Source organism: Gordonia sp. (in: high G+C Gram-positive bacteria), from assembly GCF_047602025.1.
GTDB lineage: Bacteria > Actinomycetota > Actinomycetes > Mycobacteriales > Mycobacteriaceae > Gordonia.
Genome location: NZ_JASGII010000001.1, coordinates 1423752 through 1442873, shown reverse-complemented (window position 1 = coordinate 1442873; position 19122 = coordinate 1423752). Strand labels below are relative to the sequence as shown.

14 protein-coding genes are annotated in these 19122 nt (G+C 70.7%); 2 read left to right on the top strand and 12 right to left on the bottom strand.

Translation table 11 applies throughout. The features are described 5' to 3' along the window. Positions 1–5 precede the first annotated feature (5 nt). The 7 genes from QM728_RS07180 to aspS all read right to left on the bottom strand — a co-directional run bounded on the left by QM728_RS07180 (position 6) and on the right by aspS (position 10204). A complete protein-coding gene (locus QM728_RS07180; protein ID WP_415031344.1) occupies positions 6–815 on the bottom strand; it encodes a shikimate dehydrogenase in 810 nt (269 codons plus the stop codon). A gap of 10 nt (positions 816–825) precedes the next feature. Further along, the gene (gene mltG / locus QM728_RS07175; RefSeq protein WP_415031343.1) at positions 826–2565 is read right to left on the bottom strand and encodes an endolytic transglycosylase MltG; all 1740 of its coding nucleotides are present in this window, start codon (positions 2563–2565) and stop codon (positions 826–828) included. 101 nt (positions 2566–2666) lie between these two features. Next, on the bottom strand, positions 2667–3119 hold the full coding sequence (ruvX, locus tag QM728_RS07170) for a Holliday junction resolvase RuvX (protein ID WP_415031342.1): 453 nt from the start codon (positions 3117–3119) through the stop codon (positions 2667–2669). Continuing rightward, positions 3119–5785: an alanine--tRNA ligase gene (gene alaS, locus QM728_RS07165; protein WP_415031341.1), complete on the bottom strand. Its 2667-nt coding sequence runs from the start codon at positions 5783–5785 to the stop codon at positions 3119–3121. Before alaS ends, ruvX begins: the two co-directional genes overlap by 1 nt. A gap of 71 nt (positions 5786–5856) precedes the next feature. Continuing rightward, on the bottom strand, positions 5857–7194 hold the full coding sequence (locus tag QM728_RS07160) for a replication-associated recombination protein A (RefSeq protein WP_415031340.1): 1338 nt from the start codon (positions 7192–7194) through the stop codon (positions 5857–5859). Positions 7195–7206: 12 nt separating this feature from the next. After that, positions 7207–8367: a hypothetical protein gene (locus QM728_RS07155; RefSeq protein ID WP_415031339.1), complete on the bottom strand. Its 1161-nt coding sequence runs from the start codon at positions 8365–8367 to the stop codon at positions 7207–7209. 34 nt (positions 8368–8401) lie between these two features. Then, positions 8402–10204, bottom strand: coding sequence for an aspartate--tRNA ligase (gene aspS, locus QM728_RS07150; RefSeq protein ID WP_415031338.1), 1803 nt, complete (start codon positions 10202–10204; stop codon positions 8402–8404). A gap of 153 nt (positions 10205–10357) precedes the next feature. Here aspS and QM728_RS07145 point away from each other — a divergent pair, with 153 nt between their 5' ends. Next, complete coding sequence (locus QM728_RS07145) at positions 10358–11284, top strand: neutral zinc metallopeptidase (RefSeq protein WP_415031337.1); 927 nt, start codon at positions 10358–10360, stop codon at positions 11282–11284. Between the two features lie 45 nt (positions 11285–11329). Here QM728_RS07145 and hisS read toward each other — a convergent pair whose 3' ends face one another. Both hisS and QM728_RS07135 read right to left on the bottom strand, forming a co-directional pair. After that, positions 11330–12616 (bottom strand): histidine--tRNA ligase, encoded by a 1287-nt coding sequence (hisS, locus tag QM728_RS07140; protein ID WP_415031336.1) that lies wholly within the window; start codon positions 12614–12616, stop codon positions 11330–11332. Then, positions 12613–13356, bottom strand: coding sequence for an MBL fold metallo-hydrolase (locus QM728_RS07135; RefSeq protein ID WP_415031335.1), 744 nt, complete (start codon positions 13354–13356; stop codon positions 12613–12615). The genes hisS and QM728_RS07135 overlap by 4 nt, the downstream gene beginning before the upstream one ends. Before the next feature lie 126 nt (positions 13357–13482). On the opposite strand from QM728_RS07135, the gene QM728_RS07130 reads away from it, so the two are divergent. Further along, the gene (locus QM728_RS07130) at positions 13483–14457 is read left to right on the top strand and encodes a peptidylprolyl isomerase (RefSeq protein ID WP_415031334.1); all 975 of its coding nucleotides are present in this window, start codon (positions 13483–13485) and stop codon (positions 14455–14457) included. 24 nt (positions 14458–14481) lie between these two features. On the opposite strand, the gene QM728_RS07125 is transcribed toward QM728_RS07130, so the two are convergent. The 3 genes from QM728_RS07125 to QM728_RS07115 all read right to left on the bottom strand — a co-directional run bounded on the left by QM728_RS07125 (position 14482) and on the right by QM728_RS07115 (position 19114). Continuing rightward, positions 14482–16821, bottom strand: a complete 2340-nt coding sequence (locus QM728_RS07125; RefSeq protein ID WP_415031333.1) for a RelA/SpoT family protein — start codon at positions 16819–16821, stop codon at positions 14482–14484. 65 nt (positions 16822–16886) lie between these two features. After that, positions 16887–17432, bottom strand: coding sequence for an adenine phosphoribosyltransferase (locus tag QM728_RS07120; protein ID WP_415031332.1), 546 nt, complete (start codon positions 17430–17432; stop codon positions 16887–16889). Then, the gene (locus tag QM728_RS07115; RefSeq protein WP_415031331.1) at positions 17429–19114 is read right to left on the bottom strand and encodes an ABC transporter substrate-binding protein; all 1686 of its coding nucleotides are present in this window, start codon (positions 19112–19114) and stop codon (positions 17429–17431) included. The genes QM728_RS07120 and QM728_RS07115 overlap by 4 nt, the downstream gene beginning before the upstream one ends. Between the last annotated feature and the right edge of the window lie 8 nt (positions 19115–19122).

Below are 19122 nucleotides of genomic sequence, written 5' to 3'. Positions count from 1 at the left end.
CGCGCCTACGCCAGAGCGGCAGCCATCGCCGCCTTCGGCGCGGGTTGTCCGGTGAACAGCTCAACCTGTCGGTAGGCCTGGTTGAGCAGCATCACGAGGCCGCCCGCCACCTGGCCCCCGAGGGCGGTCACGCGGGCGGCGAGCGGGGTGGGCCAGGGCGCGTAGATGGCATCGACGAGGCGGATCGGCGTCGCAACCGCGTCGACCAGTCCGGCCGCCGCCTCGGCGGGAACCGTCGAGACGAGCACTGCCGCGTCCGCAATCGTCCGGTCCAGGTCCGGGGCGTCGAATCCCGCCGTGCGCGCCGACAGTCCCAGGGCCTCGGCGAGTTCCAGTGCCGCGCGGGCGCGGGCGGCGTCGCGGACGACAACGACCACCCCGTCGGCACCGGCCGCGGCGAGCGCCGCGAGCGCGGGCCGCGCCGTGCCGCCGGCGCCGAGCAGGACTGCGCTGCCGCCGCCGGTGAAGTCGGCGCCGACGGTTTCCAGCGCGCCGGTGACGCCGTCGATGTCGGTGCAGTCGGCGGTCCATCCGTCCGCGCCGCGCACCAGCGTGTTCGCCGATTCGACCAACTGCGCCCGCGGCGTCACGGTCGTGGCGTACGCCAGTGCCTCGGGTTTGCCCGGCATGGTCACCGACAGCCCGACGTACGCGTCGTCGAGCCCGTCGACAATGCCGGCCAGCTCACCGGCCCGACATTCGATCCGCTCGTAGGTCCAGCCCTCGAGCCCGAGGGCCCGGTAGGCAGCGCGGTGCAGATCCGGCGAGCGCGAGTGCTCGATCGGATACCCGAGGACGGCGGCTTTGCGGCTCACCGGACTCGGATCAGCAACCGGTCTTGAGGAACTTGTTCTCGCACGCGATCTGGCGCTTGCGCACGTGCTCGTCGAAGTTCTCCGAGAACAGGGTCTTGCCGTCCTTGTCGACGGTCAGGAAGTAGAGCCAGTTCCCCGGCGGCGGGTCGAGCATCGCCTTGAGGGCGCCCTCGCCGACCGTGGCGATCGGCGTCGGCGGCAGGCCGAAGATCTTGTAGGTGTTCCACTTCGTGTCGGCCTTGTAGTTCTCGCCGTGCACGTCGATGTTGGTCTCGGCCGCCGTGTAGTTGGTGGTCGAGTCCATCTCGAGGCGCTGGTCCTTCGCCAGGCGGTTCAGGATCACCCGCGCGACCTTCGGCAGGTCTTCGGGGTGGCGCACCTCGCGCTCGTTGATCGACGCCGCGATGAGGACCTCGTAGAGGCTCAGCTTCGTCTTGTTGCCGGCCTTGGTGAGGCCCCAGGACTCGTAGCGTCGGGCGCTGTCGGAGATCAGTTGGTTCAAGATCTCCTGCGCCGACGCCTCCGGGTTCACGGCCTCCCAGGTACCCGGGGCGATCAGCCCCTCGATCCGCCGGTAGTCGCCGGGCAGCTTCGCGACGGCGTCGCGCGCCCAGGACGGGATGCCCAGCTCATCGGCCGACGCGGTCTTGGCGGCCTGCTCCAGCTGCTCGGTGGTCACGCCGACCTTCTTGCCGTTGAGCTCGACCGAGGTGGCATCGGCGATGAGGTCGAACACGCCCGGGGTGGTCTTGCGGTCCACGCCCTTCTTGTTCTCCAACTGGACGCCCTCGGGGACGACCAGGCGGCCGACGCGGTGCTCGGTGCCGCTCATCATCTTCACTGCGGTCTTGGCGGAGATGCCCTTGCGCAGCTTGTACACGCCCGCGGACAGCGCGGTGCCATCCGACGCCAGGATGAAGGCGTGGGTCGAACCCACGACGCCCGCTTCCTCGAGGATGGCACCCATGTTCGTCAGCGACGAGTTGGCCGGGATCGTGACCAGCACGTCCTCCGAGCCGGTCGTGTCCGAGTAGTCCTTCTTGTTCTTCATCAGGTTGCTGACGCTGGCCGGGAGCCAGCCCTGACGGTTCGCGACCTTCAGACCGCCGTAGCCGACCACCAGGACGGCGACGAGCGCCGCGGCGACGAGCACGAGCTTCTTGCCGCGGCCACGGCCGGGCATCTCGTCGGCGTCGGCGGCAGCGGCCTTCTTCTCGGCCTTGGCCGCCTTCTTCGCAGCCTTCTTGTCTTCCTTGTCGGCCTTCTTGGCGTCGGCGTCGTCTTTCTTGGCCTGCTTCTCGGCTTCCTCGGCGTCGTCGTGGTCGGCGTGCCAGGCGGGGGTGGCGGGAGCCGCGGGCTCGTCGACCGGCTCGTCGGAGGCCAGCGCGGCGACGGCCGCTGCGGCATCGGCCTCGGCCTGCTTCGCCGCCTCGTCCGACACGACCGGGGCCGCAGGTGCCGGTTCGGGCTCGGGATCGGGCGTCTCGTCGACGACGGGCTCGGGCGCCTCGACCGGCTCGGCGGCCTTCGCCGCCGGTCGCTCCACGCGCTTGACGACGTTGGGCGTCACGTTCGGCTTCTCGGCCTCGGCGGACGCGTCATCGTCGCCGACGGCCGGAATCTCGCCCGTCATCCACGCGGGTGCGCCGGACTGGCCGGTCGACTGACCGCGCCGGGTGCGATGTCGCGTGGAGGGCGCAGGCTGGTCATTCTTGTCATCGGAGCCGGTGGCCCCCATGTCATCGCTCACGCGCCTCTTCCCTTCGTCGTGTCGTCGGATCCTTCGGGTTCTCCGACTGTATCGGCTGGCCGGTGCCGGGCATTACCGTTGCCCGCCGGGCGGCGCCGCGGCTACCGAACGCCATCCAACCATCCTTGCAGAATAGCGACCGCAGCGGCTTGATCTATGACTCCCCGCGCGCGGCGCGAGTCGCGGCCCGCTTCGCGCAGCGCCCGGCCCGCGGTCACCGTCGTCATCCGCTCGTCGACGAAGGTGATCGGCACTGGCGCGATCGCCGTCGCGAGCAAGTCGGCGAAGGCGCGTACCGCGTGCGCGGCCTGCGCCTCGGCGCCGCGCAGATCGCGCGGCAGGCCAACGATGACCTCGACCGCCTCATACTCGGCGACCAGTTCTGCCAACCGTTTCACCGCGGCCGCATCCTGGGCGGCGTCGGAGCGGCCGTCACGTCCGCGGGGCACCGTCTCCACCGGGGTGGCCAGAATCCCGTCCGGGTCGCACACCGCGACACCGATCCGCACGGTGCCGACGTCCACCGCCAATCGCCGACCGCGCGGCTCCAGCACTAGGACCCGTCCCGAACGACGTCGGCCAGCCGTGCCATCGCGGCGTCGATCCCGGCGGCGTCGCTGCCCGATCCCTGGGCGAGGTCCGGCTTGCCGCCGCCGCGCCCGCCGACGAGCGGGGAGATCTCCTTGACGATGGCGCCGGCCGCCAGACCGCCGTCGCGGGCCGCCGCGGTGGTGGCGACGACGAAGGGGACCTTGCCGTCGTCCGGCGAGAACAGGACGACGACCGCCTTGTCCGACTTGGCTCGGCCGCGCAGGTCCATGGCCAACTCGCGCAGCTCGCCCCCGCCGAGTCCGTCGGCGACCCGCCCGCCGATGATGTCGACGTCCCCGACGCGTGTCGCGGAGTCCACCAGGTTGGCCGTCGCGGCCCGCGCCTGTTCGGCGCGCAGCCGGGCGACCTCGCGCTCGGCGTCTTTGAGGCGCGTGACGAGTTGTTCGACGCGACCCGGCACCTCGGCGCTGGGCACCTTGAGCGACGAGGCGACCCCGGCGAGTAGCGCCCGCTCGGTCGACAGGTGGCGGAACGAGTCCATGCCGACGTACGCCTCGACGCGGCGGATCCCCGATCCCACCGACGATTCGCCGATAAGCGTGATCGGACCGATCTGCGCCGACGACCCGACGTGCGTGCCGCCGCACAGCTCCATCGAGAAGGGGCCGCCGATCTCGACGACGCGCACCACGTCGCCGTAGTTCTCGCCGAACAGCGCCATGGCACCCATGGCCTTGGCCTCCTCGAAACCGGTCTCGAAGGTGTTCACCGGGTAGTTCGCCTCGACCGCGCTATTCGAGATCTCCTCGATCTGGGTGCGCTGGTCGTCGGTGAGCGGGCCGGCCGCGTGGAAGTCGAACCGCAGGTAGCCGGGTTTGTTGAGCGATCCCGCCTGGGTCGCGGTCGGACCGAGGACCTCGCGCAGGGCGGCGTGCACCATGTGGGTGCCCGAGTGCCCCTGGGTGGCGCCGTGCCGCCATGCGGCGTCCACGGCGGCGAGGACGTCGTCGCCCTCCGCGATCTCACCGGCCTCGACGCGGCCACGGTGCAGCCACACCGACTTGCCGACCTTCTGCACGTCGGTCACGGTGACGCGCACGCCCTCGCTGGTCGTGATCGTGCCGATGTCGGCCAATTGGCCGCCGCCCTCGGCGTAGAGCGGCGTGCGGTCGAGGATGATGTCGACCTCGCTGCCCGGCCCCGCCCGGCCGATGCGCCGGCCATCGCCGAACACCGCCAGCACGCGGGCGTCGGTGACCAGCTCGTCGAAGCCGACGAACTCGGTGGGGTGGGCGTCGATGAACTCGCGGTAGACCGACAGGTCGGCGTGCCCACTCTTGTTGGCGTTGGAGTCCTCCTTGGCGCGCCGGCGCTGCTCCCCCATCAGCTCGGCGAAACCGTCCCGGTCGACGGTCAGCCCGGCGGCGTCGGCCATCTCCAGCGTCAGGTCGATCGGGAACCCGTAGGTGTCGTGCAGGGTGAAGGCGGCGGTGCCGGCGATCTGCGAACTGCCCGCTGCCTTCGTCTCCTCGACGGCCTCGGTGAACAGGGCCGAACCGGATTCGAGGGTGCGGGTGAACGCGGTCTCCTCCCCGACTGCGACCGTCAGGATGCGCTCGCGCTCGCCGCCCAACTCCGGGTACGACGGCGCCATGACGTCGATCGCCGTGCCGATGAAGTCGGCCATCGTCGGCCCGGTGGCGCCGAGGATGCGCACCGAGTACACGATGCGGCGCAGCAGGCGGCGCAGGATATAGCCGCGGCCCTCGTTCGACGGCAGCACGCCGTCGCCGATGAGCATGGCTCCGGTGCGGGCATGGTCGGCGATGACGCGGAACTTGACGTCGGCGGCCGCGTCGGCGCCGTAGGCCTGGCCGGTCAACTCGACCGCGCGGTCGATGATCGGTTTGAGCAGGTCGGTCTCGTAGACGTTGTCGACGCCCTGCAGGATGCAGGCGACGCGCTCGATGCCCATGCCGGTGTCGATGTTGCGCTTGGGCAGCGGGCCGAGGATCTCGTAGTCCTCCTTGGCGCCGCCCGCGCCGCGCTCGTTCTGCATGAAGACGAGGTTCCAGATTTCGATGTAGCGGTCCTCGTCGACTTCTGGGCCGCCCTCCTGCCCGTAGTCCGGGCCGCGGTCGTAGAAGATCTCCGAGCACGGCCCACACGGGCCGGGAACGCCCATCGACCAATAGTTGTCCTTCATGCCGCGGCGCTGGATCCGCTCGGCGGGCACACCGATCTCCTCGCGCCAGATCTGCTCGGCCTCGTCATCGTCGAGATAGACCGTCGGCCACAGGCGCGTCGGGTCGATGCCGTAGCCGCCGTCGGCCACCGGGCTGGTCAGCAGGGTCCAGGCGAACGCGATGGCCTCGCGCTTGAAGTAGTCGCCGAAGGAGAAGTTGCCGGCCATCTGGAAGAACGTGTTGTGCCGGGTGGTGATCCCGACCTCTTCGATGTCGAGGGTCCGGACGCACTTCTGCACGCTGGTCGCCCGCGCGAAGGGCGGCGTCTGCTCGCCGAGGAAGTACGGCTTGAACGGCACCATGCCCGCGTTGACGAACATCAGGTTCGGATCGTCGAGGACCAGCGGCGCACTCGGGACCTCGGTGTGACCGGCACGGATGAAGTGCTCCAGGAATCGCTTGCGGATCTCGTGCGTCTGCACTGGGCGGCTGTCCTTCGTCGGTGGGGGCGGCGGTGCGGTGGGCACCGAGGAACTGAGTCTACCGGCGACGATCAGGGGCGCAGGCGGCGGATGATCGCCCGCAGCCGCGGCAACCGTGCGGCCAACTCGCGCTCGGCGCCGCGCTCGGTCGGCGCGTAGTAGTCGACGCCGACGAGCTCGTCCGGCGGGTACTGCTGCGCGACGACGCCGTCGGGATCGTTATGCGGGTAGGCATAGCCGACGGCACTGCCCAGGTCTTTCGCCCCCGCATAGTGGCCGTCGCGCAGGTGCGGCGGCACCGAACCGATCTTTCCGGCGGCGATATCGGCCATCGCCGCACCGATCGACGACACAACGCCGTCGGACTTGGGCGCCGTCGCCAGATGGATCGTCGCCTGGGCCAGCGCCAGTTTCGCCTCCGGCATGCCGACCAGCGCCACCACCTGGGCGGCGTTCACCGCCGCCGTCAGAGCGGTCGGGTCGGCCATGCCGATGTCCTCGCTGGCGTGGATCATCAGGCGGCGCGCGATGAAGCGAGGATCCTCCCCCGCCGTGATCATGCGCGCCAGGTAGTGCAGGGCCGCATCGACGTCGGATCCGCGGATCGATTTGATGAAGGCGCTGATCACGTCGTAGTGCTGGTCACCGTTGCGGTCGTAGCGCACGGCGGCCTGGTCGATCGCCGCCTCCACGTCGGCGACGGTCAGCTCACCGCCGCGCTCGCCGGCGCCGGCGGCAGCGGCTTCCAACGCCGTCAGCGCGCGCCGCGCATCGCCCCCCGCCACCGAGATCAGGTGGGCGCGGGCCTCCCCGTCGAGCCGGACGGTGCCCGCCAGACCCGCCTCCGCCGCAACGGCGCGGTCGAGCACCGTGCCGATCTCCTCGTCGGACAACGGCTGCAGGGCCAGGACCAACGATCGCGACAGCAGCGGTGCGACGACAGAGAACGACGGGTTCTCGGTGGTCGCGGCGACCAGCAGGACGATGCGGTTCTCCACGGCGTCGAGCAACGCGTCCTGCTGGTTCTTGGAGAAGCGGTGGACCTCGTCGATGAACAGGACGGTCTGTTCGCCGGCGACCAGGCGCCGCCGCGCGAGGTCGATGACGGCGCGCACCTCCTTGACCCCCGCCGACAGTGCGGACAGGGCCTCGAAGCGCCCACCCGTGGCGCGCGAGATCAGCGACGCCATGGTGGTCTTGCCGGTGCCGGGCGGGCCGTACAGCAGCACCGACGCGGCGCCGGAGCCCTCGATCAGGCGGTGCAGCGGCGAACCCGGCCGCAGCAGGTGCTCCTGGCCCACCAGGTCGTCGAGGGATTGCGGGCGCATCCGCACCGCGAGGGGCGCCGACGGCGGCGGGGCCGACGGCGCAGCGGTTCCGTCGGGGTCGGTGTCGAAGAGGCTGTCCACTCCGCGCGTCGCCTAGGACAGCCAGTCCCGGCGCAGCGCGGCCGCGAAGTCGGTGGCGAAGGCGGCCAGCTCGCCCAGGGACGGGTTCGCCGCGGACCGCCGGGTCGCGCCGTCGGCCAACTCCAACCACCGGTCACAGGCGACGGCGGGATCGGTCGTGGTGATCGCCCAGTCGTGCACGAGCATCGCCTCTTCGGCGGCGTCGGTGGGGCCGTCGCCCGAGGCGCCGACGAAGACCACGGTCGACAGCCACACCCAGAGCAGCCGGGCCGAGGCGAGCACGTCGTACACCGCGTGCTCGTCGCCGAGCGCGGGCCACATGCCCTGCGCCTCCGACCGCCACGCGTCGACCAGTGCGGTCTCCAGTTCGGCGCGCACCGCGGGCGACCGCGAGCCGAGGTGTTCGGGGAAGGTCACCAGGCCGTAGGCGACGTCCAGCGTCGCGTCGCGGAATCCGCCCCACTCGTAGTCCATGAACCGGACGCCGTCGGCGTTGATCAGGATGTTCTCCGGTCCGACATCGGACGGGCTGAAGGCGCGGAAGTCACCCTCGGCGAACAGGCGAACCGCCGCGGCGAGCCGGTCGGCCACCGAATCGGGCACCGGGACCCGCAACGATTCGGCGATCGCCGGCAGTTCGGCCGCCACCCGGCGCGCCCAGCCGGTCGGCACGCCGTCGACCGCGCTGGAACGGCGCAGCAGTGCGTTGAAGTCTTCCTCGCCGCCGACGGTCGCAGCATGCATGCGGCCCAGCGCCTGGCCCCACGCGCTGACCGCGCGCGACACCTCCTCGAGGTCGGTGCCGGCCAGCAGATCCGTCATCGCCCGGCCGGTGCCGAGGTCGGACAGCACAATGACCCGGCGCACCGGGTCGTGGGCGATGAGCTGCGGTCCAGGCCGACTCTCGCTGGGCAGCGCGGTCGCGTACTGGTAGGCGGTCACCTCGCGGTGGAAGGACTCCGGATGGTCGTCGGCGCCGAGCGATTTGATGACCAGGGTGCGGTGTGTGGACACCGGGTTGTTCGACACCCGCGCACGGGCGACGACGCTGCGCCCGCTGCCGCCCAGATCCTCCGGGTCGGTGAGCGATACCGCGGCCCCGGCCCGCGCCGACAACACGGACTCTGCCGTGCTCAGCGCACCCTCGATCTCACTCGTGGCGATGGCGGTCATGATGGTTCCAACGTACCCAAGAAAGCGGGAAGCGTCACTTGCCGCCGGCGGGGGCAGCCGTGCCCGGCTCGGCGGCCGGCTTCGGCTTCGCGTCGATCCCCGACTCCTTCCGCTGCGCCGGCGTGATCGGCGCCGGAGCATCGGTCAGCGGGTCGACGCCGCCGCCCGACTTCGGGAAGGCGATGACCTCGCGGATCGACGGCTCGCCGGCCAGCAGCGACGTGATGCGGTCCCACCCGAAGGCGATGCCGCCGTGCGGCGGGGCGCCGTAGGCAAAGGCGTCGAGCAGGAAGCCGAACTTCTCCTGCGCCTCGTCCTCGCCGATGCCCATGATCGCGAAGACGCGCTCCTGGATGTCGCGCCGGTGGATGCGGATCGACCCGCCGCCGATCTCGTTGCCGTTGCAGACGATGTCGTACGCGTAGGCCAGCGCCGCGCCGGGGTCGGCTTCGAGCGAGTCCAGCGACTCGGGCTTGGGCGAGGTGAACGCGTGGTGCACCGCGGTCCACGCGCCGGAACCGACGGCGACGTCGCCCGAGGCCGTCGCCTCGTCGGCCGGTTCGAACAGCGGGGCGTCGACGACCCAGGTGAAGGCCCAATCGCCGTCCTTGATCAAACCCAGCTTCTCGGCGATCTCGCCGCGGGCCGCGCCGAGCAGGGCGCGCGAACTCTTCACGGCCCCGGCGGCGAAGAACACGCAGTCCCCCGGCTTGGCGCCGACGTGGGCGGCGAGACCGTCGCGCTCGGCGTCGGAGAGGTTCTTGGCGACCGGGCCGCCGAGAGTGCCGTCCTCCTGCACGAGGACGTAGGCGAGGCCCTTGGCGCCGCGCTGCTTGGCCCACTCCTGCCACGCGTCGAGTTGGCGCCGCGGCTGCGACGCCCCGCCGGGCATGACGACGGCACCGACGTACGGCGCCTGGAAGACGCGGAACGGGGTGTCTTTGAAATACTCGGCGCACTCGACGAGTTCGAGGTCGAAGCGCAGGTCCGGCTTGTCGCTGCCGTACCGGCGCATCGCGTCGGCGTAGGTCATGCGCGGGATCGGCGTGGGGATCTCGTAGCCGATGAGCTGCCACAGGGCCACCAAAACCTCTTCGGCGAGGGCGATCACGTCATCTTCGTCGACGAAGCTCATCTCGACGTCGAGCTGGGTGAACTCGGGCTGTCGGTCCGCGCGGAAGTCCTCATCGCGGTAACAGCGCGCGATCTGGTAGTACCGCTCCATGCCGGCGACCATCAGCAGCTGCTTGAACAACTGCGGACTCTGCGGCAGTGCGTAGAACGAGCCGGGCTGCAGGCGGGCGGGCACCAGGAAGTCGCGCGCACCCTCGGGCGTCGAACGGGTCAGCGTCGGGGTCTCGATCTCCAGGAAGTCGTGGCCGGCCAGCACCTCGCGGGCCGCGGCGTTGGCCCGCGAGCGCAGGCGGATGGCCTTGGCCGGATTCTCCCGGCGCAGATCCAGATAGCGGTACTTGAGGCGCGCCTCCTCGCCCGGCTGCTCGTCGAGCTGGAACGGCAGCGGCGCCGACTCGTTGAGGACCTCGAGGCTCGCCGCGTTGATCTCGATGTCGCCCGACGCCAGGTTGGGGTTCTCCGAGCCGTCGGGCCGCACCTCGACCACACCGGTGACTGCGATGCAGAACTCGGCGCGCAGCTTGTGCGACGCCGCAGCCACCGCTTCATCACGGAAGACGACCTGGACGAGGCCCGAGGTGTCGCGCAAGTCGATGAACACCACGCCGCCGTGGTCGCGCCGACGGGCCACCCAACCGGCGACCGTGACGGTCTCGCCGGCCGATTCGCGACGCAGCGAGCCTGCAAGATGGGTGCGCAGCACGGTGGGGCCCTCCCGGGGTCAGATGTGAGTGCGGATTCGACGACCGAGTCTACGTCCCCGCCCGACGCGCCGAGGAAGCCAGGGGCGAAACCTCGCCCCGCCGGGCTCACCCGAATATGCTGGGAAACCGATGCGTTCGATGACAGGAGAACAATGACATTCCAAGGCAGCGGCCCGCTCGACACCTCCACGGTCTCCAGCGGCGGCACGGGCGGCGGCGGCTACGGCGGTGGCGGGGTCGGCTACGGTGGCGGCGGCTTCGGCTCCGGCGGCGACGGCGGCCGCATCGCGATGGGCGGCGGAAGTGCGCTGATCATCCTGCTGATCTGCCTGTTCCTCGGCGTCAACCCCGGCAACCTGCTCGGTTCCACCGGGGCGCCCGGTGCCGGTGTCGGCCCGGCCCAGCCGCAGAGCACGGCCAACGACGAGATCCAGCAGCAGATCAGCCAGTGCACGATCGAGAAGGCCAACGAGAACGACATCTGCCGGATCGTCGCGACCGTCGAGAGCGTCGACAAGGTGTGGGCGCGCCTGCTGCCGGGCTACACCAACCCGAGCACCAAGATCTTCAGCCGCGCGGTGAACACCGGCTGCGGCCCGGCGTCGTCGGGCATGGGCCCCTTCTACTGCCCGGCCGACCAGACCGCCTACTTCGATCCGTCGTTCTTCGCCGAACTCAAGCGGATGGGCGGTGACGACGGCCCGCTGTCGCAGATGTACGTCGTCGCGCACGAGTACGGGCACCACGTGGAGAACCTGCTCGGCGTGCTGCAGAAGGGCAACCGGATGGGCAACAACGGCTCCGTGCGCATCGAGCTGCAGGCCGACTGCCTGGCCGGTGTCTGGGCGGCCAACGCCGACAAGGGGCCCGACGCGATGCTCGCGCCGATCACCCAGGATCAGATCTCCTCGGTCATCACGACCGCGAAGGCGATCGGCGACGACACCATCCAGGGCGCCCGCTCGAACCCGGAGGGCTGGACCCACGGCTCGGCCGAGCAGCGCACCCGCTGGTTCATGACCGGCTACCAGTCCAGCGATATGCGTCGCTGCGACACCTTCGCGACCAACGACCTGTAGGTCGCGGCGCAACCACCGCCTGGCCCCCGACCCTCTGGTCGGGGGTCAGCGCGCTTCTTGCTCCAGCAGTTCGCCGACCAGCAGCCGGATTTCTTCGACGACGGTGGAGAGCGAGACGCGCTCCTGCGTGCCGTTGGTGAGGTTCTTGACCTCGATGCCCCCCTCGGCGAGTTCGCGCTCGCCCAACACGAGCGCAAAGGCGGCGCCGGAGCGGTCCGCCGCCTTCATCGCACCCTTCATGCCGCGGTCGCCGTAGGCGAGGTCCACGGGGATCCCGACGGCGCGCAGCTGCGCGGCGATCGCGACGAGTTCGGCCTTGGCGTCGGCCCCCATGGGGACGCCGAACACCCGGCAGCGCGGCGGCTCCTCCTGCGCGACGCCCTCGGCCGCCAGCGCGAGCACGGTGCGGTCGACGCCGATGCCGAAGCCGATGCCCGACAGGTCCTGCTTGCCGCCCAGCTGGCTCATCAGTCCGTCGTAGCGGCCGCCGCCGCCGATGCCCGACTGTGCGCCGAGGCCGTCGTGGACGAACTCGAAGGTCGTCTTGGTGTAGTAGTCCAGGCCGCGGACCAGTCGCGGGTTGATCACGTAGGCGACGCCCAAGCGGTCCAGGTGGGCCCGGACCTCCGTGAAGTGTTCCGCGGACTCCGCCGACAGGTGGTCGAGCAGCAGCGGCGCGTCGGCGGTCATCGCCCGCACCTCGGGGCGCTTGTCGTCGAGGACGCGCAGCGGGTTGATCTCGGCGCGCGCCCGCGTCGGCTCGTCGAGGTCGAGCCCGGCGAGGAACGACTGCAGGCGCTCGCGGTAGGCGGGGCGGTCCGCGGCGGTGCCCAACGACGACAGCTCGAGGCGGTAACCGGACAGCCCGAGTCGGCGGAAGCCCTCATCGGCCACCGCGATGACCTCGGCGTCGAGCGCCGGATCGTCGACGCCGATCGCCTCCACGCCGACCTGCTGGAGTTGCCGGTAGCGCCCCTCCTGCGGCTTCTCATACCGGAAGAACGGGCCCGCATAGCAGAGCTTCACCGGCAGCGCGCCGCGGTCCAGGCCGTGCTGCAGGACCGCCCGCATGACGCCGGCGGTCCCCTCCGGGCGAAGGGTGACGCTGCGGTCGCCGCGGTCGGCGAAGGTGTACATCTCCTTGGAGACGACGTCGGTGGACTCGCCGACGCCGCGCGCGAACAGCGCGGTGTCCTCGAAGACGGGGAGCTCGATGTGCCCGTACCCGGCGCGCACCGCCGACTCGGTCAGCGTGTTGCGCACCCGCACGAAGTCGGCCGACTTCGGCGGGTAGTAGTCCGGGATCCCGCGCGGTGCCTGGAACTCGCTCACAGTCCGTAACGTCCTTTCGCCGGGCCGTCCGCACCGCCCGCGCCGCCGATACCGGCGAGGAACGGGTTGGTGGCGCGCTCGGCACCGATCGTCGTCTGGGGCCCGTGGCCCGGGAGGATCAGGGTGTCGTCCGGAAGCGGCAACAGCTTCGCGGCGATCGAGTCCAGCAGCTGCTGGTGGTCACCGCCGGGCAGATCGGTGCGCCCGATGGACCCTTGGAACAATACGTCCCCGGCGAACGTCACCCGCACCGGCTCGCCGTCGGGCTCGCCCGCGTCGGGCACGTCGATCCCCAGCAGCACCGAGCCCTGGGTGTGCCCGGGCGCCAGGTCCACCCCGAACCGCAGCCCGGCGAGTTCGAGTTCGTCGCCATCGGCGAATTCGATCACCTTGTCCGGCTCGTGGAAATCCAACACCCCGACCATGGCGCCCAGGGCCCGCCCGATCCCCTTCGACGGATCCGCCAGCATCGGTCGGTCGGCCGGATGGATGTAGCACGGGATGCCGTAGCGCCGACAGACCTTCTCCGCGTTCCACGTGTGGTCGAGGTGCCCGTGCGTCAGCAACACGGCCACCGGGTTCAGTCCGTGCTCGGCGCACAGCGCCACGATCTGCTCCTCGGCGTCCTGACCGGGATCGATGATCACACAGTCGCCGCCCGGCCCGCCCGGCTCCGCGTCGGCGGAGACGAGGTAGCAGTTCGTCGCAAACATCCCCGCGGGGAAACCGGTGATCAACATGGCCGCCATTCTCGCAGAAATCCACCGCTGCCGACCGACGCGGTCGATACCCGGTGTCCCCGCGACCGCGGCGGAACTGGCAAGATGACAGCAGACCTTCGACCACTCCCAGGAGAACAGTCCCACGTGAGCAGCAACGAGCCTTTGACCAACGAGGACCGGCGACTGGCCGCCAAGCGCAAGCTCGAGGCACGGCTCGACGCGGAGCGGGCCCGGCGCAAGCGCACCATGACGATCACCGTGACGATCCTCTCGGTGCTCGGCCTGGTCGCCGCGACGACCATCGTCTGGCTGGCCGAGACCTACGTCGGCACCGTCAACTGCGAGTGGGGCAAGTCGAAGAACACGCTGGCCGACACCGTCAAGGACCGCGACAAGATCATCAAGGAGCAGCCCGCCGAGCGCCAGGGCGATGCCGCCAAGTACCTGGACGAGCTGGCCGCCGGCGTGCCCAAGGAGCGCGACGCACCCGAGCCCGCCTCCAACGTCCCGGTCCCCTTCCCCGGCAGCCACCGGTATGTGAAGAAGGGCTTCCTGTTCGTCAGTTCGAAGACCCCGATGACCCTCGAGACCAGCCGGGGCTCGCTGCCGATCACCCTCGACCACGCCTCGGCGCCGTGTAACACCGCGGCCGTCGAGTCCCTCGCCAAGGGCGGCTACTACAACGGCACCGACTGCCACCGGTTGACCAACAGCGCCAACCTGAAGGTCCTGCAGTGCGGCGACCCGACCGGAACGGGCATGGGCAACCCCGGCTGGACCAGCCCCGACGAGGCGCCCGAGGGCCTCAAGTCGGCCGGCGGCATGCAGAACCCGATGATGAGCCCCGGTCCGGTCGTCTATCCGCGGGGCACGGTCGCCATCGCCAACTCGAACAACGCGATGCTCGGCCGCTCCAACACCGGTGGCGCCCAGTTCTTCATCGTGTACGCCGACTCCCAGCTGACCCCGGACTTCGCGGTCGTCGGCCACCTGGACAAGCAGGGCCTGGCCACGCTCGACGCCATCGCCAAGACCCCGATCGTCCCGGGTCTCGACGGCAACAAGGAGAGCGGCAAGCCCAAGGACCCCGTCACCATCAAGGCCGCCGTCGTCAAGTAGCCGCTGCGGCTGCTCGCAGACCGACTAGGCGGCCGAGGTGACGCGGTAGACGTCGTACACGCCCTCGATGTTGCGGACGACGTTGAGGACGTGGCCCAGGTGTGTCGGGTCGCCCATCTCGAAGGTGAACTTGCTGACCGCAACGCGGTCGTTGTTCGTGGTCACCGACGCCGACAGGATGTTCAGCTTCTCGTCGGCGAGCGCCTTGGTCACGTCCGACAGCAGACGGTGACGGTCGAGCGCCTCCACCTGGATCGCCACGAGGAACACCGACGAGTCCGACGGCGCCCACACGACGTCGATGAGTCGTTCGTCCTGTTGCTGCAGTGAATCGGCGTTCGGGCAGTCGGTCCGGTGCACGCTCACCCCGCCGCCGCGGGTGACGAAGCCGAGGATCTCGTCGCCGGGCACCGGCGTGCAGCACTTGGCCAGCTTGATCAGCACGTTGTCGACGCCTTCGACGACCACGCCGGCGTCGGTGCCGGTCTGGCGCCGCGCCGGGATCGTCGACGGGGTGGTGATCTCGGCGAGCTCCTCCTCGGCGCTGTCGATGCCGCCGAGTTGGGCCACCAACCGACTGACGACCTTCTGCGCCGACACCTGGTTCTCGCCGACCGCGGTATAGAGCGCGGTGACATCGGGATAGCGCAGCTCGGCGGCAACCGCACTCATGTTGTCGCTGGTCAACAGCCGCTGCAACGGCAGTCCGCCGCGCCGGACCTCCTTGGCGATGGCGTCCTTGCCGGCGTCGAGCGCCTCTTCGCGGCGCTCTTTGGCGAACCACTGCCGGATCTTCGACTTGGCGCGCGGGGACACGACGAAGTTCTGCCAGTCCTGCGACGGCCCGGCGTTCTCCGCCTTCGACGTGAACACCTCGACGACCTCGCCGTTGTCGAGTTTGCGCTCCAGTGCCACCAGGCGGCCGTTGACCCGCGCACCGATGCACCGGTGGCCGACCTCGGTGTGGACCGCGTAGGCGAAGTCGACCGGCGTCGACCCGGCCGGCAGGGTCAGCACGTCGCCCTTGGGCGTGAAGACGAAAATCTCCTTGACCGCGAGGTCGTAGCGGAGCGATTCGAGGAACTCCCCCGGGTCCGCCGCCTCCCGCTGCCAGTCGAGCAGTTGGCGCATCCACGCCATGTCGTCGATCTCGGCGAGCTCGGCCCGGCCGCGGCCCTTGCGCCCCGAGTAGCCGCCCTCCTTGTACCGCCAGTGCGCGGCGATGCCGAACTCGGCCGTCCGGTGCATGTCGCGGGTCCGGATCTGCACCTCGAGCGGCTTGCCCTCGGGACCGATGACCGTGGTGTGCAGCGACTGGTAGACGCCGTAGCGGGGCTGGGCGATGTAGTCCTTGAACCGGCCCGCCATCGGCTGCCAGAGCGAGTGGACGACGCCGACGGCCGCGTAGCAGTCGCGCACGTCGTCGCAGAGGATCCGGATGCCGACCAGGTCGTGGATGTCGTCGAAGTCGCGGCCCTTGACGATCATCTTCTGGTAGATCGACCAGTAGTGCTTCGGCCGGCCTTCGACGACGGCGGACAGCCGCGCGCCGGAGAGGGCCTCGTTCACCTCGTCGCGCACCTTGGCCAGGTAGGTGTCGCGGGAGGGGGCGCGATCGGCGACCAGGCGCACGATCTCCTCGTAGCGCTTGGGGTGCAGGATGGCGAACGCCAGATCCTCGAGCTCCCACTTGACGGTCGCCATGCCCAACCGGTGGGCCAGCGGCGCGATGACCTCGAGCGTCTCGCGGGCCTTGCGCGCCTGCTTCTCCGGCGGCAGGAACCGCATGGTCCGCATGTTGTGCAACCGGTCGGCGACCTTGATCACCAGGACCCGCGGGTCGCGCGCCATGGCGATGATCATCTTGCGGATCGTTTCGGCCTCGGCTGCCGAACCCAGGGCCACCTTGTCGAGCTTGGTGACGCCGTCCACCAGGTGCGCGACCTCGGGACCGAAGTCGTCGGTGATCTGTTCCAGCGAGTACCCGGTGTCCTCGACGGTGTCGTGCAGGAGTGCCGCCACCAGCGTGGTCGTGTCCATGCCGAGGTCGGCGAGAATGGTGGCAACCGCGAGCGGGTGCGTGATGTAGGAGTCGCCGGACTTGCGGTACTGGCCCTCGTGCTGGACCTCGGCGATGTCGTACGCCTTCTGCAGCAACGACACGTCGGCCTTGGGGTAGACCTCGCGGTGCAGCGCCGCCAACGGTTCCAAGACCGGCCGCACCGACGACTTCGTGGACGTCATGCGACGGGCCAGGCGGGCGCGCACCCGGCGGGTGGCCGACGCCTGCGGCTCCGGCTGGGGTGCCGGTGGGGCGGGCGCGTCGGCGCTCGGCGGGGCGTCGGCGTTCGTCGCTTCCTCCATCAGCCCTCCCCTCGTCGCTCGTACCGCGTCCAGTTTAGCCGCGCGCCGCTCGGTCGCGCTGCGCTCTAGCCGGTCGCCAGCGCGTTGATCAGTGCTCCCGCGGGCAGGTGTCGGTCGACTCGCGCCCGACCGCCGAGGTCGGCCAGTTCGAGCACGACGCCCACGCCGACGATCTCCGCGCCCGCCGCGCGCAGCAGATCGACTGCGGCGACGATCGTCCCGCCGGTGGCGAGGACGTCGTCGAGGATCAGCACGCGCCGGCCGGTGAGGTCTGGAGCATCGGCCGGGATCTCCAGCGCGGCCGTGCCGTACTCGAGGTCGTAGGACCGCGACCGCACCGGCGGCGGGAGCTTGCCCTGTTTGCGGATCGCCAGCACCCCGGTGCCGAGTCGCTGTGCCACGCCGCCGCCGAGGAGGAACCCGCGGGCGTCGATGCCGGCGACGAGGTCGACCGGCCCGACGGTGGCGGCGAGCGCCTCGATCACGGCCGCGTAGCCGTCCGCATCGGCGAGGACCGGCGTCAGATCCCGGAAGGTCACCCCGGCGACCGGGAAATCATCGGTCGTGCGGGTCAGTGCCGCAATGGCCTCGCGCGCACGGGCCAGGCTCACTGCCGGGCCCAGCGATCCATGTTCCACCCGGTGCCGTTGCGGGCGCGCCCGGCGACGACGCCGGTCAGCTTGGTGTCCCACTTCTGCTCGCGCGGCGTCGCGAAGAGCGGAATGGCGGCCACGTCGCGCCAGGCGGCGGTCTCCATGGCCCGCGACTGGGCGAGCTGGTCCCCGGCGACGGTGGTCACGGAGAACTTCGTCACCGCGTCGGCGGCCATCGGGTCCCCGAAGTCGCCGAGGTTCAGCGGGTCGCCGCGGAACAGGCCGTAGGCGTCGCGGACCACGTCGGCGGCACCGGCCGCCGCGAAGCTCGCCCCCGTGTTGAGGAGCACGGCGTCCAGCGCACCGGTGCGCAGCGCGGTTGCCGCCACGTCCGGACTGGCCGCATCGACGACCTCGATCCCGGCCCGGCGGCAGGAGTCGGCGATGTCGGAAACCATCTTCTTGCGGCGGGCGTCCGGTCCGAGGTAGCCCAGGCGCACTTTGAGTGGCGGCGCCGGCGCGCCGGTCGGCGACGGTGGCCGCTGCTTGACGAGTTCGCGCGCGCGCACGACGTCGGCGCGCGCGTATCGCTGGCCGAATTGGCCGTTGATCGGGTCGGCGAGGTCGCTGGCCGGGGTCAGCACGTGCAGGTTCCACGGCTGCGAGCCGTACCCGTAGGCCCTGGCCAGCGCGTCGCGGGGCACGCACGAGGCGAAGGCCTGTCGCGCGGGCAACGGCGCCAGCGCCCCCTTGTGCGCAATGACGATCTGTTCGGTCGACAACGCCCCCGACGCGGGCGACACCTGCGGCGGTTCGGCGCCGGCCGCCGGTTCGGTCAGGCCCGCCGTGGCATCGGCGACCTCGAACCCGCCCGCCCCGGTCCGCGCCGCGGTGTCGGTGTTGCGCCCGTAGACGATGATCGTGGCCAGCGTCGCCGGCGCACCCCACCATTTGTCGTTGCGCACGAGCCGCAGGCCCGTTTTCTGATCGAAGGACTCGGCCCGGTACGGGCCAGACGACAGGAAGCGCTTGGCGTCGAGTTGCCCGCTGGGCAGCGCGAAACCGGTGTTCCAGGACTTGGCGATCGCGGTGAGCGCCGGGGCGTTCCGGGTGCGCACCGCGTCGACGACGCTCGTTACGCCGGCGTCCTTGGCGACGACGTGGGCCGGCAGCATCGACCCGGCGCCGAAGAGGCCGCGCCAATCGCGATAGCTGCGCCCGTTGGCGAACCGCACCTTCGCGGTCTGTGCGCCCGGCATGCACTCGACGCGGTCGATGTCGCGGTAGCCGGCGGTAGTCGCCGCGTCAAAGCCGCGGAAACGGCCGCTCTGCGCCACCCAGGCCAGCACCAGATCGTCGCAAGTCATCTTCGCGCCGTCGGAGTACACCGCCTTGGGCGAGAACGTGTACTGCAGGGTCAACGTCGGGCCGGGGGCCAACTCGACCGTGCCAACGTCCCGGTCGGAGATCACCTGCCCCTGCGGACCCAGGACGCTGAATCCGCCCTGCACCCGGGTGAAGGCCATCAGCACGCCGTCGGAGTTGCCGGTGGCACTGGCCGCGTTGTAGGTGCTGAGCCGGGCATCGGTCCGGTAGTGCAGCGGACTGTCCTGGTCGGCGGCACACCCCGACAGCAGGCCGGCGCCCACGGCTGCGACCGCGACCGTCACCGCCGCCGACCGGCGCATCTGTTTCCGCACGGTCGCCA